This is a genomic window from Streptomyces sp. NBC_01268, from assembly GCF_036240795.1.
Taxonomy (GTDB): Bacteria; Actinomycetota; Actinomycetes; order Streptomycetales; family Streptomycetaceae; genus Streptomyces.
Map to the genome: position 1 here is coordinate 6,201,130 of NZ_CP108454.1, position 16,485 is coordinate 6,217,614.

Annotated in this window: 11 protein-coding genes; 8 read left to right on the plus strand and 3 right to left on the minus strand. The window is 72.3% G+C overall.

The features are described from left to right. Nucleotides 1-38 precede the first annotated feature (38 nt). A complete protein-coding gene (locus OG309_RS28010) occupies nt 39-1,217 on the minus strand; it encodes a trypsin-like serine peptidase (protein WP_329424874.1) in 1,179 nt (392 codons plus the stop codon). 320 nt (nt 1,218-1,537) lie between these two features. Between OG309_RS28010 and OG309_RS28015 the strand changes: the two genes are divergently transcribed. The 5 genes from OG309_RS28015 (at nt 1,538) to OG309_RS28035 (ending at nt 9,942) form a co-directional block, all read left to right on the plus strand. Then, the gene (locus tag OG309_RS28015; RefSeq protein WP_329424876.1) at nt 1,538-3,013 is read left to right on the plus strand and encodes a diaminobutyrate--2-oxoglutarate transaminase family protein; all 1,476 of its coding nucleotides are present in this window, start codon (nt 1,538-1,540) and stop codon (nt 3,011-3,013) included. Between the two features lie 74 nt (nt 3,014-3,087). Then, nucleotides 3,088-5,145, plus strand: coding sequence for an IucA/IucC family protein (locus tag OG309_RS28020; protein WP_443067596.1), 2,058 nt, complete (start codon nt 3,088-3,090; stop codon nt 5,143-5,145). Nucleotides 5,146-5,303: 158 nt separating this feature from the next. Continuing rightward, a complete protein-coding gene (locus tag OG309_RS28025) occupies nt 5,304-6,029 on the plus strand; it encodes a GNAT family N-acetyltransferase (RefSeq protein WP_443067597.1) in 726 nt (241 codons plus the stop codon). A gap of 60 nt (nt 6,030-6,089) precedes the next feature. After that, complete coding sequence (locus OG309_RS28030; protein ID WP_329424878.1) at nt 6,090-7,919, plus strand: IucA/IucC family protein; 1,830 nt, start codon at nt 6,090-6,092, stop codon at nt 7,917-7,919. 49 nt (nt 7,920-7,968) lie between these two features. Further along, nucleotides 7,969-9,942 (plus strand): ATP-dependent DNA helicase, encoded by a 1,974-nt coding sequence (locus tag OG309_RS28035; RefSeq protein ID WP_329424880.1) that lies wholly within the window; start codon nt 7,969-7,971, stop codon nt 9,940-9,942. Nucleotides 9,943-10,035: 93 nt separating this feature from the next. Here the strand turns inward: OG309_RS28035 and lexA are convergent, their stop codons facing one another. After that, complete coding sequence (gene lexA / locus OG309_RS28040; RefSeq protein WP_046911342.1) at nt 10,036-10,824, minus strand: transcriptional repressor LexA; 789 nt, start codon at nt 10,822-10,824, stop codon at nt 10,036-10,038. A gap of 501 nt (nt 10,825-11,325) precedes the next feature. On the opposite strand from lexA, the gene nrdR reads away from it, so the two are divergent. The 3 genes from nrdR (at nt 11,326) to OG309_RS28055 (ending at nt 15,874) form a co-directional block, all read left to right on the plus strand. Beyond that, nucleotides 11,326-11,835 (plus strand): transcriptional regulator NrdR, encoded by a 510-nt coding sequence (nrdR, locus tag OG309_RS28045; protein ID WP_329424884.1) that lies wholly within the window; start codon nt 11,326-11,328, stop codon nt 11,833-11,835. A gap of 175 nt (nt 11,836-12,010) precedes the next feature. Then, the gene (locus tag OG309_RS28050) at nt 12,011-14,902 is read left to right on the plus strand and encodes a vitamin B12-dependent ribonucleotide reductase (RefSeq protein WP_329424886.1); all 2,892 of its coding nucleotides are present in this window, start codon (nt 12,011-12,013) and stop codon (nt 14,900-14,902) included. Between the two features lie 210 nt (nt 14,903-15,112). Further along, nucleotides 15,113-15,874: a DUF6215 domain-containing protein gene (locus OG309_RS28055; RefSeq protein WP_329424888.1), complete on the plus strand. Its 762-nt coding sequence runs from the start codon at nt 15,113-15,115 to the stop codon at nt 15,872-15,874. A 42-nt stretch (nt 15,875-15,916) separates the two neighbouring features. On the opposite strand, the gene OG309_RS28060 is transcribed toward OG309_RS28055, so the two are convergent. Then, a complete protein-coding gene (locus tag OG309_RS28060) occupies nt 15,917-16,447 on the minus strand; it encodes a TerD family protein (protein WP_329424890.1) in 531 nt (176 codons plus the stop codon). Nucleotides 16,448-16,485 lie beyond the last annotated feature (38 nt).

Sequence of the window (16,485 nt, forward strand, 5' to 3'; positions counted from 1 at the left end):
GGACCCCGGACGGGTCCCGCCCTCCTCCGTGCACGGGGTCAGCGGTTCGCGTACTTCTTGCTGACGCCCTGGTAGATCGTCTTGGCCTCGGCGCCGAGCCGCGGCCCGGCCAGCCAGCCCGCCGTCACCGGCCCGATCGAGGTGTTCGACACCAGCGCCGGCTTGCCGTCCTGGCCCGTGGCCACCCAGCCGCCGCCGGAGGAACCGCCGGTCATGGTGCAGCCGATCCGGTACATCGTCGGCTGCTCGCTCTTCACCGAGAGGCGGCCCGGCTTGTCCTGGCACTGGAACATCTTCTGCCCGTCATACGGCGGACCCGCCGGGAAGCCGGTCGCGGTCATGTCCGCGATCTTCGGCACGGCCGGGGCGTTGAACTCCACCGGGAGCGCCGAACCGACGGTCTCCTCCAGGGACTTGCCGGTCGATCCCTTCTCCGGCGTCACGTGCAGCACCGCGAAGTCGTACGGTGCGCCCTGGCCGCCGGTCTGCCCGCCCTGGTCGATCCACTGGTCGGAGGTCTGCGCCCAGTCGCTCCACCACACGCCGTACGGCGCGATCTCCTCGCGGGTCGCCTTCTCCAGCTCGGCCGTCGGCTTCCCGGCGTTGTTGTACGAGGGGACGAAGGCGATGTTGCGGTACCAGCCGCCCTTCTTGCCCGCGTGCACGCAGTGACCGGCCGTCCACACCATGTTGGACTTGCCCGGGTGCGCCGGGTCCTGCACGACCGTGGCCGAGCAGACCATCGATCCCTCGGGGCCGTCGAAGAACACCTTGCCGGAGGCGGGCGCGGTCGAGTGGTACGGCGCCTTGACGGACGTGGCCTTCACCGGGTCAGGCGTCGGGTCGGTCACGCCCTTGTCACCGGAGATGTCCTCGTCCTTGACCGGCTTGTCGGGGCGCTCGGCGTCCCGCATCCGGTCCGGGTCCCAGAGGTCCTCGATGATCGGGTTGACGTAGTCCTTGGCCTCACGCAGCCACTTGTCCCGGTCCCAGTTCTTCCACTCGCCGTTCCGCCACTTGTCGAGGTCGATCCCGTGGTCCTTCAGGCGCTGCTTCAGGTCGTCCGGAATCGTGATCTTGCCGCCCGCGGTCGGGTTCGCGGAAGCGCTGGGCTTGTCACCCCCCGCGTTGTCCTCGGTCGGACCGCAGGCCGTCGCCGTCAGCGTCAGTGCCGCGACGGCGGATGCTGCGGCCAGCATCGGACGAATCGATCGCATCTCGTGATCCCCCTGGGACTACGTCAACTTGTGCATCAGTGAACAGTGGCGGCGCGGGCGGGCCGCGCCATGTGAAGCCCCCACTATGCCGGTGCCGGATGGGACGGCACGACGCAGGTCCGCGGTTCCGGACCCCAACAGCCTTTGCCGGTCCGTGATCCGGGACACGCCAAGGATCTCGGCCTCCGCCCGTGATCCCCGGCACGCCCCGTCGTTGGTACGTACGGGGGACACAACGGCGGTGTCCGGGACGCCTCTTCGAGCGGCCCTGCAACGTACCGATGTGCAACGCAACTGTTACAGCGGGAGGACTCCGAGCCGTGGCCGTGACCGAACCAGCTCCGGCCGTGACGCCGGCCGAGCGGACCTGCGACGCCCACCGGGACGCGACCGGCGGCGGGGCCCGCGGCGACCACCGGGACGCACCCCGGGGCGAGACGCGCGCGACCGGTGACGCGGGCGCCCACGAGGGCATCCTGCGCCGCCAGGCACAGCGCGAGTCCGCGGCCCGCACCTACGCGCGCTCCCTGCCGATCGTCCCCGTGCGCGCCCGGGGGCTCACCATCGAGGGCGCCGACGGGCGCCGCTACCTGGACTGCCTCTCCGGCGCGGGCACCCTGGCGCTCGGCCACAACCACCCCGTCGTCCTCGAAGCCATCCGCAAGGTCCTCGACTCGGGCGCCCCGCTGCACGTCCTGGACCTGGCCACGCCCGTCAAGGACGCCTTCACCACCGAGCTCTTCGCCACGCTCCCGGCCGGCCTCGCCGACGACGCCCGGATCCAGTTCTGCGGGCCGGCCGGCACCGACGCCGTCGAGGCGGCCCTCAAACTCGTCCGCACCGCCACCGGCCGCGACGGCGTGCTCGCCTTCAGCGGCGCCTACCACGGCATGACCGCCGGCGCCCTCGCCGTGTCCGGCGGCGCCACCGACGTCCGCGTCGCCCGGCTGCCCTACCCGCAGGACTACCGGTGCCCCTTCGGCGTCGGCGGCGAGCGCGGCGCCGAACTGGCCGCCCGCTGGGCGGAGACCGCGCTCGACGACCCCAAGAGCGGCGTCCCCGCACCCGCCGGGATGATCCTCGAACCCGTCCAGGGCGAGGGCGGCGTCATCCCCGCCCCCGACAGCTGGCTGCGCCGCATGCGGGAGATCACCGCCGCCCGCTCCATCCCGCTCATCGCCGACGAGGTGCAGACGGGCGTCGGCCGCACCGGCACCTTCTGGGCCGTCGAGCACAGCGGCGTCGTCCCCGACGTGATGGTCCTCTCCAAGGCCATCGGCGGCTCCCTCCCGCTCGCCGTCGTCGTCTACCGCTCCGGACTCGACGCCTGGGAGCCCGGAGCCCACGCCGGCACCTTCCGCGGCAACCAGCTCGCCATGGCCGCGGGCACCGCCACCCTCGCGTACGTCCGCGAGAACGGGCTCGCCGCACGCGCCGGGACCCTCGGCGCCCGCATGCTCGGACAGCTCCAGGGCCTCGCCGCCGCCCACCCCTGCATCGGCGACGTCCGGGGCCGCGGCCTGATGATCGGCGTCGAACTGGTCGACCCCGAGGCCGAGGGCCCCGACGACCTCGCCGCGCCGCCGGACCCGGCGCTCGCCACCGAGGTGCAGCGCCAGTGCCTCGACCGGGGCCTCATCGTCGAACTCGGCGGCCGCCACAACGCGGTCGTCCGGCTGCTGCCCCCGCTCACCCTCACCGACGAGCAGGCGGCCGCCGTCCTCGACCGCTTCGCCGACGCCCTCGTCGCCGCCGAACGGGCCCACCGGGCCCGCCCGTCCGGGCCGCCCCGCTGAGTCCGGGACTTTCCACCGGCCCCGGACCGACCCGCCCGGCCGCCTCCCCCGGCCCCGCCCCCAAGGAAGCCTCCGTGAATCCCACCCCCACCCCCGCCTCCGAGTCCGCAGGCGCCGCGCGCGCGCCGCTCACCGCCGAGCCCACCGTCCCGCGCCAGTACCCGGGCCCGACCGCGGGCGGCCACACCGGGGCACCGGTGGGGGCCCAGGCCGGGGCCTTCTCCCCGCCCGCGGCTTCCGGGTGCTCCTCGCCGCCGTCCGTGACCTCCGGGGCCGCCGTGGACGCGTGGTCCGCCGGGTCCACCGTGCCTGTCGGGTCCACCGGGCCCGACGGACCGGCCGCCACCGCAGGGACCGGCGGCTCCGCCGGATCGGCCGTGCCCTCCGCCTCCGCCCCGGACCCGCTGGACGACCCCGACCCCCGGCGGGCCGCCGACCAGGCCGCCGTCGAGAACCTGCTGCGCTGCTGGGTGCGGGAGAAGGGCCTCCCGGCTCCCATCGGCGCAGCCGCCCCGGGCGGAGCCACCCTCCGCGTCCCGCTCGACGCCTCCGGGACCGCCCTCCTGGTCCCCGTCCACTACTGGTCGCCCACCGGCTGGCACCGCTTCGGCGCGCCCGTGCTCGAAGGCCCCCCGGCCACCGCGCCGACCGTCGACGCCGTCACCGTCGCGGCGCTCCTCAGCCGCGAGTCCGGCCGCCCCGAGGGCACCGAACTCGTCGGCCGCGTCGCCGACTCCGCCCGCCGCACCGCCGACTTCATCGCCGAACGGCGCCGCGACCCGCTGCCGGACCCCGAGGCCGACCTGTTCCTCAGCGCCGAGCAGTCCCTCCTGCTCGGCCACCCGCTCCACCCCACCCCCAAGAGCCGCGAAGGACTCTCCGAGGCCGAGGCCCGGCTCTACTCACCCGAGTCGCACGGCTCCTTCCCCCTCCACTGGATGGGCGTCGACGACCGCCTCCTCGCCACCGACTCGGCCTGGACCGAGCAGGGTCGCCCCGTCGCCGCCGCCCAGCTCACCGCCGCCCTCGCCGAGGGCCTCGACCTGCCGCCCGGCACCGCCGCCCTGCCGCTCCACCCCTGGCAGGCCCGCGAACTCCGGCACCGCCCCGCCGTCGCCGCCCTCCTCGACGCGGGCCTCCTCCACGACCTCGGCTCCCACGGCGCCCACTGGCACCCGACGTCCTCCGTCCGCACGGTGCACCGCCCCGGCGCCCGCGCCATGCTGAAGCTCTCCCTCGGCGTGCGGATCACCAACTCCCGCCGCGAGAACCTGCGCAAGGAACTCCACCGCGGCGTCGAGGTGCACCGGCTGCTGCGCACCGGCCTGGTCGACCAGTGGCAGGCCGCCCACCCGGGCTTCGACATCGTCCGCGACCCGGCCTGGCTCGCGGTCGACACCCCCGAAGGCGAAGCCGTCCCCGGGCTCGACGTCATGATCCGGCACAACCCGTTCGGCGCCGGCGACGACGCCGTCTGCCTCGCCGCCCTCACCTCACCGCACCCGCGGCCCGGCTCCGCCCGTATGAGCTCGCGCCTCGCCGAGGTCGTGGGCCGGCTCGCCGCCCGGACCGGCCGCCCCACCACGGCCGTGGCCGCCGAGTGGTTCCTGCGCTACCTCGACCTCGTGGTCCGCCCCCTGCTCTGGCTCGACGGCCAGGCGGGCGTCGCCCTGGAGGCCCACCAGCAGAACACCCTGGTCCTCCTCGACCCCGAGGGCTGGCCCGTCGGCGGCCGCTACCGCGACAACCAGGGCTACTACTTCCGCGAGTCCCACCGCGACGAGCTCGAAGGCCGACTCCCCGGCATCGGCAAGGCCAGCGACACCTTCGTCTCCGACCAGGTCACCGACGAGCGCTTCGCCTACTACCTCGGCATCAACAACGTCCTCGGTCTGATCGGTGCCTTCGGTGCGCAGCGACTCGCCGACGAGCGCGTCCTGCTCGCCGCACTGCGCCAGTTCCTCACCACCGCGACCAGCCTCGGCTCCCCGCTCCCGCACCGGCTCCTGGAGGCCGCGACCCTGCGCTGCAAGGCCAACCTCCTCACCCGCCTGCACGGCCTCGACGAACTCGTGGGCCCGGTCGACACCCAGTCCGTGTACGTCACCATCACCAACCCGCTGCGCGCCTGACCCGCCTCCCCCGTCCCGCGCCCGCCCCGCGCGGCCGAACCCACGGATCCCGCCGGCCCCGCCGATCCGGCGGACCGTACCCATCCCACCGACCCACGGACCGCACCCACCGCACCGCACCCCACCCCACCACCGTCCCGCCGAGAGGAGAGCGCCCCGTGCCTCCCACCGAAGCGCACCCCGGCACCGAGGCCGCAGGCCCCGCACCCGCCACCGGCACCCAGCCGGGCGTCGACGACACCCTGGACCTGCAGCTGCCCGAGGAGCTCGTGGCGCTCCTCGCCGCCGACCCGCCGCGCGGGACCGCCGACGGCGACCTCCTCGACGGCCTCGCCGACTGGCGACCGGCCGACACCCCCGTGGGGCGCTTCCAGCTCGTCCCCGTCCGGCTCGACCGCGACCTGCCGCTCCTCGCCCGCTGGATGAACGACCCCGCCGTCGCCGCGTTCTGGGAGCTCGCCGGACCCCCGGACGTGACCGCCGACCACATCCGCGCCCAACTCGACGGCGACGGGCGCAGCGTCCCCTGCCTCGGCGTCCTCGACGCCACGCCGATGAGCTACTTCGAGATCTACCGGGCCGACCTCGACCCGCTCGCCCGGTACTACCCGGCGCGCCCGCACGACACCGGGATCCACCTGCTCGTCGGAGGAGTCGCCGACCGGGGCCGCGGGGTCGGCACCACCCTCCTGCGCGCCGTCGCCGACCTCGTCCTCGACCACCGGCCCCGGTGCACCCGGGTCCTCGCCGAACCCGACCTGCGCAACACCCCCTCCGTGGCGGCCTTCCTCGGCGCCGGCTTCCGCCTGTCCGCCGAGGTCGAGCTCTCCGACAAGAGGGCCGCGCTCATGGTCCGCGACCGCGCCCTGCGCCATCTCCTGTGAACAGCCACTGACTCGCACCCACCGCCCGACCCACAGCGGTACCCACCTTGAGGAGTCCTCGTGTCGACGTCCCCTGCACCCCACGACTCCGCACAGCCCGCACAGCCCGCACAGCCGGCCCTTTGCGGGCCGCCCGAGCTGAACCCCGCCGCCTGGAGCCGGGCGTCCGCCCGCCTGCTCGCCAAGGCCATCGCCGAGTTCTCGTACGAGGAGGTGATCGAACCCCTACCGGCCGGGCCCGGCGGGGACGACGGCCGGCCGAGCCCGTACACCCTCACCCTCGACGACGGCGGCACGCTCGCCTTCACCGCCCGCCGCGGCGCGTACGGCGGCTGGCGCGTCGAGCCCGGCTCGATCACCGTCGACGGCAGGCCCGCCACCGACCCGCTGGACTTCCTCGTCCGCGCCCGGCGCCTGCTCGGCCTCGACGGCGCCACCCTCGGGCACCTCATCCGCGAGCTCACCACCACCCTCGCCGCCGACGCCCGGCTCGACCACACCGCGCTCACCGCCGCCGCCCTCGCCGACCTCGGCTACGCGGAACTCGAAGGCCATCAGACCGGCCACCCGTGGCTCGTGCTCAACAAGGGCCGCATCGGCTTCTCCGCCACCGACGCCGCCCGCTGGGCCCCCGAGGCCCGTCGCCCGGCCCGCCTGCCGTGGATCGCCGTCAGCAGCCGGATCGCCGCCTACCGAGGCGTCGCCGGTCTCGACACCCCCGAGCTGCTCTACGCCCGCGAGCTCGACCCCGAGGTCCGCGAGGGCTTCCACGCCACGCTGCGGTCCCGCGGCCTCGACCCCGACGGGTACCTCCTCCTGCCGGTCCACCCCTGGCAGTGGGACGAGGTCCTGCTCCCGCTGTACGCCCCGGCCATCGCCTCCGGGGCCCTGGTGCCACTCACCGAGGACGCCGACCTGCGCCTGCCGCAGCAGTCGATCCGCACCTTCCTCAACACCAGCCGCCCCGACCGCCACACCGTCAAACTGCCGCTCTCCGTCCTCAACACCCTGGTCTGGCGCGGCCTGCCCACCGAGCGCACCCTCGCCGCCCCGGCCGTCACCTCCTGGGTCCACGGCCTGCGCGACGCCGACCCCTTCCTGCGCGAGGACTGCGGGGTGATCCTCCTCGGCGAGGTCGCCTCCGTCGCCGTCGAGCACCCGCTGTACGACCGGCTGCCGGAGGTGCCGTACCAATACAAGGAGCTGCTCGGGGCGATCTGGCGCGAACCCCTGCGGCTGCCGCCGGGCGAGCGCGCCCGGACCCTCGCCGCGCTGCTGCACACCGACCCCGAGGGCCGGGCCTTCGTCGCCGAGCTCGTCGGGCGCTCCGGGCTCGCCCCCCGCGCCTGGCTCCAGCGCCTCTTCGCCGCGATGATGCCGCCGCTGCTGCACTTCCTCTACCAGTACGGCACCGTCTTCTCCCCGCACGGCGAGAACGCCATCGTCGTCTTCGACGCCCAGGACGTGCCCGTACGCCTGGCGATCAAGGACTTCGTCGACGACGTGAACATCAGCGCCCACCCGCTGCCCGAGCACGCCACCATGCCGGAGGACGTCCGGGCCGTCCTGCTCACCGAGGAGCCCGACTTCCTCACCCAGTTCATCCATTCGGGCCTCTTCGTCGGCGTCTTCCGCTACCTGGCTCCCCTGTACGAGGAACAACTGGGCGTGCCGGAGGAGGAGTTCTGGACCCTGCTACGGGCCGAGATCCTCCGTCACCAGGCGCGCTTCCCGGAGCTGAAGGAACGCTTCGAGCTGTTCGACCTCCTCGTCCCCCGGATCGAGCGCCTCTGTCTCAACCGGAACCGGCTCCACCTGGACGGCTACCGCGACCGGCCCGAGCGCCCCCACGCGGCCGTCCACGGCACCGTCCCGAACCCCCTCGCGTGATCACGGGGAGGGACCGGCTGTCGGTGCCGACCCGTAGGCTGGAAGCGCTATGACGAAGCCATCCCTCCCCGACCTCCTCCACGCCGCCGTCGCCGCCGTCGGCGGCGTGGAGCGCCCCGGCCAGGTCACCATGGCCGAGGCCGTGACCGAGGCCATCGACGACGGTTCCCACCTCCTCGTCCAGGCCGGCACCGGCACCGGCAAATCCCTCGGCTACCTCGTACCCACGCTGGCGCAGGGGGAGCGGGTGGTCGTCGCGACGGCGACGCTGGCCCTCCAGCGCCAGCTCGTCGAGCGCGACCTCCCGCGGACCGTCGACGCCCTGCACCCGCAGCTGCGCCGCCGCCCGGAGTTCGCCATGCTCAAGGGCCGGTCGAACTACCTGTGCCTGCACCGCCTGCACGAGGGCGTTCCGCAGGACGAGGAGGACGGCCTCTTCGACCCCTTCGAGGCGGCCGCCCCCACCAGCAAGCTGGGCCAGGACCTGCTGCGGCTGCGGGACTGGTCCGACGAGACGGAGACCGGCGACCGGGACGACCTGACGCCGGGCGTCTCCGACCGGGCCTGGGCGCAGGTCTCGGTCTCCTCGCGCGAGTGCCTGGGCGCGAGCAAGTGCGCGTACGGCCCGGAGTGCTTCGCCGAGGCGGCCCGTGAGCGGGCCAAGCTGGCCGAGGTCGTCGTCACCAACCACGCCCTGCTCGCCATCGACGCGATCGAGGGTGCGCCGGTGCTGCCGCAGCACGAGGTGCTGATCGTCGACGAGGCCCATGAGCTCGTCTCCCGGGTGACCGGCGTCGCCACGGGCGAGCTCACGCCCGGTCAGGTCAACCGGGCGGTGCGCCGGGCGGCGAAGCTGGTGGACGAGAAGACCGCCGACCAGCTGCAGACCGCGGCCGAGGGCTTCGAGCGGCTGATGGAGCTGGCCCTGCCGGGCCGTCTCGAGGAGATCCCGGAGGACCTGGCCTACGCGCTGATGGCGCTCCGCGACGCCTCCCGCGCGGTGATCACGGCCCTCGGCACCACCCGCGACCGTGCGGTGCAGGACGAGGACGCCGTCCGCAAGCAGGCCATGGCCTCCGTGGAGACCGTTCACGGGGTCGCCGAGCGGATCACCCAGGGCTCGGAGTACGACGTCGTCTGGTACGAGCGGCACGACCGCTTCGGCGCTTCGCTGCGCGTCGCCCCGCTCACCGTCTCGGGGCTGCTGCGGGAGAAGCTGTTCGCCGACCGGTCGGTGGTCCTCACCTCCGCCACCCTCAAGCTGGGCGGCGACTTCAACGGGGTGGGCGCCTCGCTCGGGCTCGCCCCCGAGGGCACCACGGGCGACGACCTGCCGGTCTGGAAGGGCATCGACGTCGGCTCGCCCTTCGACTACCCGAAGCAGGGCATCCTCTACGTCGCCAAGCACCTGAACCGGCCCGCTCGGGACGGCGAGCGCGGCGACATGCTGGACGAGCTGACCGAGCTGATGCAGGCGGCCGGTGGGCGCACCCTGGGCCTCTTCTCCTCGATGCGGGCCGCGCAGCAGGCGGCGGAGGAGCTGCGGAGCCGGATTCCCGAGCTGCCGATCCTGCTCCAGGGCGAGGACACCCTCGGCGAGCTGATCAAGAACTTCGCGGCCGACCCGAAGACCTGTCTCTTCGGCACGCTCTCGCTGTGGCAGGGCGTCGACGTGCCGGGGCCGAGCTGCCAGCTCGTCGTGATGGACAAGATCCCCTTCCCGCGCCCCGACGACCCGCTGATGAGCGCGCGGCAGAAGGCGGTGGAGGACGCCGGCGGCAACGGCTTCATGGCGGTCGCGGCGACGCACGCGGCGCTGCTCATGGCGCAGGGCGCCGGCCGCCTGGTCAGGGCCACGGGGGACCGGGGCGTCGTCGCGATCCTCGACCCGCGGCTGGCGACGGCCCGGTACGGCAGCTATCTGAAGGCCTCACTGCCGGACTTCTGGTACACCACCGACCGCAACCAGGTGCGGAAGTCGCTGGCGGCCATCGACGCGGCGGCGGGTGCCGCGGAGGCGTAGCCACGTCGTCGTCCCGGGGCCCTGGAGACACGGCAGGGCCCCGGGACCGGCGCAGTGGGTCCCGGGGCCCGGTTCAGGGCCGACGAGGTGGTGTCACACCCGTCGCAGCACGGCGACGACCTTGCCGAGGATGGTGGCCTCGTCGCCGGGGATCGGCTGGTACGCCGCGTTGTGCGGGAGCAGCCAGACGTGCCCGTCCTCGCGCTTGAAGCGCTTGACCGTGGCCTCGCCGTCGAGCATGGCGGCCACGATGTCGCCGTTCTCGGCGACCGGCTGGCGGCGGACCGTGACCCAGTCCCCGTCGCAGATGGCGGCCTCGATCATGGAGTCACCGACGACCTTGAGGACGAAGAGCTCGCCGTCGCCGACCAGCTGTCGGGGGAGCGGGAAGACGTCCTCGACGGACTCCTCGGCCAGGATGGGGCCACCCGCCGCGATACGCCCGACCAGGGGGACGTAGGAGGCGGCGGGCTTGCCGGTGGTGTCCGTCGGCTGCGTGCTGGGCTGGTCCGAGCCGCGCACCTCGTACGCACGGGGGCGGTGCGGGTCGCGGCGCAGGAAGCCCTTGCGCTCCAGGGCCATCAGCTGGTGCGCCACGGAGGAGGTGCTGGAGAGGCCCACGGCCTGCCCGATCTCACGCATCGACGGCGGGTACCCGCGGCGCTGGACCGAGTCGCGGATGACCTCGATGACCCGGCGCTGCCGGTCGGTGAGGCCGGAGCTGTCGGCCCGGATGCCTGGAGGTCGCCCGGGGAGCGAGCGCGCGGGTCGGCCGGGCTCCTCCCCGTTCATGGCTGCGTCATTCATCGCATGCACCGGCTCGAGTCGGCCCTGGGAGCGGTCCTGGGCAGTGATGGTGGCACTGTCTGCGGTGGTGGTCACGTCGGCGGCCCCTCTCGAATGGTCTCCCTGGCTGGCACAACGGTAGTGGCTTTCGAAAGGTTGCGCCAAACACACGTTCGAGTGAAAAATCGCAGATCGACTTACGCGCGTGCGTACGGGGGTGTATGTGCGGCCGCACAGGGTGTGACCGAGGGTCTCCGGCGTCCATGTCGCCGAAGTCTCAATTCGGTCATTACGGTAACCTTCGGCGCCGGGCCGCGAGCGGCGGGGTGCCCTCCCAGTGTCGCACCGGCGACCCCGGAATCCGTGCAGCCGCGCCCTTCCCGTACCCTCGTGGCCGGTTGGGGGCGACGACACGCGCGTCGGGTCGAAATCGCGGGCCAACCCAAGATCTAGTGGTTGGATCGCATCAGCCACCTAGAACTAGTGGTCCTCGGTCTGCCGAGGGTCTCCACATCACCTATGCTGGTGGTCGCTTCGAGGGCCTTGACCGGCCCGGTGGGGCTTTTCAGTCGTGCCGTGAGGGAGGGTCGGAAACACATGCACTGCCCCTTCTGCAGGCACCCCGACAGCCGAGTCGTCGACAGTCGCACCACCGACGACGGGACGTCGATCCGACGCCGCCGCCAGTGCCCCGACTGCTCCCGCCGTTTCACGACGGTGGAGACGTGCTCGCTCATGGTGGTCAAGCGTTCGGGGGTCACCGAACCCTTCAGTCGCACCAAGGTCATCTCGGGCGTGCGCAAGGCATGCCAGGGACGCCCCGTCACCGAGGACGCGCTCGCCAAGCTGGGCCAGCGGGTCGAGGAGGCGGTGCGCGCCACCGGAAGCGCCGAGCTGACCACCCACGACGTGGGTCTGGCGATCCTCGGCCCGCTGCAGGAGCTCGACCTCGTCGCGTACCTGCGCTTCGCTTCCGTTTACAAGGCCTTCAACAGCCTCGAAGACTTCGAGGCCGCCATCACGGAGCTCCGTGAGCGGCCTCCCGCTGAGCTGCGCGGGATCGGAGCGACCCCCGAGGTCCCCGTTCCCGCCACCGCCGCCGACTAGATCGGCGGGCCGGACCGGGACGGTCCGGCGACAGGCCGCCGCGCGGCCCGGAAAGACCTGCCCCGAGTGAACCGTCAGGTGCTCGTGGCAACTGCACCACAAGACGAGTACAGAAGGCGGAGCCCTGGAATTTTCCAGGCGCTCCAGCGTGTTTTGCCCGTATATGGGAGGCGGCATGACAGAGACGGCGAGCGGCCCGGCACGTGGTTCCCGCACCAAGGGGACCAAGGCGGCCAAGGGCCTGCGTATCGAGCGCATCCACACCACCCCCGGCGTGCATCCGTACGACGAGGTGAACTGGGAGCGCCGTGACGTCGTCATGACCAACTGGCGCGACGGCTCGATCAACTTCGAGCAGCGTGGCGTCGAGTTCCCCGACTTCTGGTCGGTGAACGCGGTCAACATCGTCACCAGCAAGTACTTCCGCGGGGCCGTCGGCACCCCGCAGCGCGAGACCGGTCTCAAGCAGCTCATCGACCGGATCGTGAAGACCTACACGAAGGCCGGCGAGGAGTACGACTACTTCGCCTCGCCCGCCGACGCCGAGATCTTCGAGCACGAGCTGGCGTACGCCCTCCTGCACCAGATCTTCAGCTTCAACTCCCCGGTGTGGTTCAACGTCGGCACGCCGCAGCCCCAGCAGGTCTCCGCCTGCTTCATCCTGGCCGTCGACGACTCCATGGAGTCGATCCTCGACTGGTACAAGGAAGAGGGCATGATCTTCAAGGGCGGCTCCGGCGCCGGCCTGAACCTCTCCCGCATCCGCTCCTCCAAGGAGCTGCTCTCCTCCGGCGGCAACGCCTCCGGCCCGGTCTCCTTCATGCGCGGCGCCGACGCCTCCGCGGGAACGATCAAGTCGGGTGGCGCCACCCGCCGCGCCGCCAAGATGGTCATCCTCGACGTCGACCACCCGGACATCGAGGACTTCATCGAGACCAAGGTCAAGGAGGAGGAGAAGATCCGCGCGCTGCGCGACGCGGGCTTCGACATGGACCTGGGCGGCGACGACATCACGTCCGTCCAGTACCAGAACGCCAACAACTCCGTCCGCGTGAACGACGAGTTCATGAAGGCCGTCGAGGCCGGCGGGAAGTTCGGTCTGCGCGCCCGCATGACCGGCGAGGTCATCGAGGAGGTCGACGCCAAGTCGCTCTTCCGCAAGATGGCCGAGGCCGCGTGGGCCTGTGCCGACCCGGGCATCCAGTACGACGACACGATCAACCACTGGCACACGTGCCCGGAGTCCGGCCGCATCAACGGCTCGAACCCGTGCAGCGAGTACATGCACCTGGACAACACGTCCTGCAACCTCGCCTCGCTGAACCTGATGAAGTTCCTCAAGGACGACGGCAAGGGCAACCAGTCCTTCGACGTCGAGCGCTTCGCCAAGGTCGTCGAGCTCGTCATCACCGCGATGGACATCTCCATCTGCTTCGCCGACTTCCCCACCCAGAAGATCGGCGAGAACACCCGCGCCTTCCGCCAGCTCGGCATCGGCTACGCCAACCTCGGCGCCCTGCTGATGGCGACCGGCCACGCGTACGACTCCGACGGCGGCCGCGCCCTGGCCGGTGCCATCACCTCGTTGATGACCGGCACCTCGTACAAGCGCTCCGCCGAGCTTGCCGCCGTCGTCGGCCCCTACGACGGCTACGCGCTCAACGCCCAGCCGCACCAGCGCGTCATGCAGCAGCACGCCGACGAGAACACCAAGGCCGTCCGCGTGGACGACCTGGACTCGCCGATCTGGGCCGCCGCCACGGAGGCCTGGCAGGACGTGATCCGCCTCGGCGCCAAGAACGGCTTCCGCAACGCGCAGGCCTCGGTCATCGCCCCCACCGGCACCATCGGTCTCGCGATGTCCTGCGACACCACCGGCCTCGAGCCCGACCTCGCCCTGGTCAAGTTCAAGAAGCTGGTCGGCGGCGGCTCGATGCAGATCGTCAACGGCACCGTCCCGCAGGCCCTGCGCCGCCTGGGTTACCAGGAGGAGCAGATCGAGGCGATCGTCGCCCACATCGCCGAGCACGGCAACGTGATCGACGCCCCCGGCCTGAAGACCGAGCACTACGAGGTCTTCGACTGCGCCATGGGCGAGCGTTCCATCTCCGCGATGGGCCACGTCCGCATGATGGCCGCCATCCAGCCGTGGATCTCCGGCGCCCTCTCCAAGACCGTCAACCTGCCGGAGACGGCGACGGTCGAGGACGTCGAGGAGGTCTACTTCGAGGCCTGGAAGATGGGCGTCAAGGCGCTCGCCATCTACCGCGACAACTGCAAGGTCGGCCAGCCCCTCTCCGCCAAGAAGAAGGAGGAGGAGAAGGCCGAGGTCACCGCGAAGTCCGAGGCGACGATCCGCGAGGCCGTCGAGAAGGTCGTCGAGTACCGCCCGGTGCGCAAGCGCCTCCCGAAGGGCCGCCCGGGGATCACCACCTCCTTCACCGTGGGTGGCGCCGAGGGCTACATGACCGCCAACTCCTACCCGGACGACGGTCTCGGCGAGGTCTTCCTGAAGATGTCCAAGCAGGGCTCGACGCTCGCCGGCATGATGGACGCCTTCTCCATCGCCGTCTCCGTCGGTCTCCAGTACGGCGTCCCCCTGGAGACGTACGTCTCGAAGTTCACCAACATGCGCTTCGAGCCGGCCGGCATGACGGACGACCCGGACGTGCGGATGGCGCAGTCGATCGTCGACTACATCTTCCGCCGCCTGGCGCTGGACTTCCTGCCCTTCGAGACCCGCTCCGCGCTCGGCATCCACTCCGCCGAGGAGCGTCAGCGTCACCTGGAGACCGGCTCCTACGAGCAGTCCGAGGACGACGTCGACGTCGACGTCGAGGGTCTGGCCCAGTCCGCTCCCCGCGCCCAGGAGCCGCAGGCCGTCCTCGCTCCGGTGCGCGCCGAGGTGCCCGCGCCGAAGCAGGCCCACACCTCCGCCGAGCTCGTCGAGATGCAGCTGGGCATCAGCGCGGACGCCCCGCTCTGCTTCTCCTGCGGTACGAAGATGCAGCGCGCCGGCTCCTGCTACATCTGCGAGGGCTGCGGCTCGACCAGCGGCTGCAGCTGACCTTCCGCGGACCGCCCGGGCCTGGCCCGGGCGGTGCGTGAGCAGTGCTTGAGAAGTGCCTGAGAGAGGGTGCCGACCACAGGTCGGCACCCTCTCTCGCGTCCCCGTCTCCCGCGCGGGCGCGGATACCGCCGATATCCGTGTTCGCCTCGGAACGATCACCGGTTAGGCTCGCCGCCGCGCCGTCGCGCGCGTACGACAGGGGGGAACATGGGCGAGGACGCCGAGAACGCCGAGAACGCCGAGAACGCCGAGAACACGGCCGGATCGACGAACGGGCCGAGCGTCGGAGGGCAGGTGGCCGCCGCGCTGGCCCTGGGGGCGGTGCTCGCGGGCGGCTTCTGGTACATGGCCAAGTCCGACATGGACGCGGCCGCGGCGAAGGGGCCGGCCGTCTGCACGCCGACAAAGGCCGCGACGGACCCGACGGACCCGACGCCCCCACCGCGTAAGCTGCCGGCCGCGTACATCCCGGGGAACAAGCTGTGCGAGGCACTGAACCGGCCGGACCTGCCGGCGCTCCTGGGCACACCCGGCGAGAAGGCGCAGAACGCCTGGGGCAGCGACGGCTGGGTCGGCCTCGGAGGCACCAAGATCGCGTCACCCGAGGGCAACGTCCGCCTCGCGACGTACTCCGTGAAGTTCTCCGCCTCCTACGACCGCCTCCCGGTCGCCCAGATGGGACAGCTCCTGGGAAGGACGGCGGAACCGACGAAGGTCCTGGGGCGCACGGCCCTCTTCTACTCGGACCGGACCATCGCGCTCAAGTTCCCGCTCGGCGGTGGCAGCAAGGCCGAGACGGGCACCGGCGGCATCGCCCGGCATCTGCTCGTCGCCAAGGACGCGAAGGACGGCGGCGGCTCCTTCGAGATCGTCATCTGGCGCCAGGACGAGGCACTTCCCGACGACGCGGCGCTGCTGCGGGTCGCCGAGCGGGTGCTGCCCACACTTCCCGGCTGGGCCACGCGGTGACGGAACGGGGGACCGGCCCTCTGGGCGGGTCCCCTCGCCGCATCAGGCGCGCCGCGCCCCCATCTGGGCGCCGAAGTGGCGCGGATCGGTGTCGAAGCCCACGGACAGGGGGCGCAGGGTCCAGCCCTCGGCGCCGTCGCGGGTGAACTCGACGACCGTCGCGGCGGTCGCGTCCGCCACGGCCGCGAAATCGTCCTCCAGCAGATCCGTGTAGCCCTCGCGCACCAGGACACCCGTGTGCGCGACCTGGCCGAACGTGAGCCTGCCACCGCCCTGCTGTATGGCCACGCCCACCACCACGCGCGCGTAGCGCGGTGCGAGCCTGGTCAGCTCCAGGGTCATCGCCTCGTCGTAGCCGAAGCCCTGCCCCGTACGGCTGTCGCGGTGGAGGGTGATCGTGCCGTCGGGGGAGCGGCTGTCGAAGTGCACGAGGTAGTCCGGCGGTCCGTAGGGGGCGTCCGCCGTGTAGACCCCCGCGACGAGGTCCAGGTCGTGCGGCGGGGTGCCCATCGGACTCGGGTCCCACTTGAGCGTCACCTCGGCCTTGCCGACCCCCTTGTTGAGTCCGCTCACCGTGAATCCCCTCTCCCTGTACGGTTCCTGACGACTCG